Here is a 551-nt window from a genome sequence, read left to right as displayed (position 1 = left end):
AGACGCAGCTGATCCCCCACGAAATCGCCCAGCAGTGACGCCATCAGATTCTGGGATCCGCTCTTGGGAAACCGGCTGGCGGTGAATGTGCGGATGTCCTGTCGCGTCGTGAACGGCTCACGCGCGCTCAATGGCCCATCCAGATAGTTGGCGACACCAAAATTCGTGCATTCGCTCACAAGGTGCGATCGGTAGACTTCCAGGCATGTATCCGCACGCACCATTTGATCGCACAGAAACTCTGCGGGATTGTACAGCATCGGCCGGTTTCGCGTTTCCCGCCCCATCGAGAGCCAGCCATTCACCAACGACATCAGATCAGACGCGTCCATGTTCCGACTGGCGACACCGAGCGTCTTAAGACCCATCGATACGCGCTCACGGACTTCCTTGAGCGTTTTGATTGTTTGTTCGCTGTTGCGCTTTTTCTCCATCGAGACCGAGATGAAGACCCGATAGTCCCGCGCAAAGAACGGACCCGTTTTCGAGCCGGACGACCAAATCATCCGCCGCATATTCTCGGCGCGGGCGCGCCCCATCTTCTCCATCAC

1 protein-coding gene is annotated in these 551 nt (G+C 57.5%); it reads right to left on the bottom strand.

Going from position 1 to position 551, the window contains the following annotated elements; all coding sequences use genetic code 11:
- The coding region (locus PKF00_RS44220; protein ID WP_271223788.1) for a TraC family protein at positions 1-551 on the bottom strand (551 nt) is incomplete at both ends.

Origin of the sequence: Streptosporangium carneum, from assembly GCF_027922005.1 — a bacterium.
Classification (GTDB): domain Bacteria; phylum Actinomycetota; class Actinomycetes; order Streptosporangiales; family Streptosporangiaceae; genus Streptosporangium; species Streptosporangium carneum.
The sequence above is the reverse complement of the archived record's forward strand: the minus strand, read 5'-3'. Positions and strand labels throughout refer to the sequence as shown.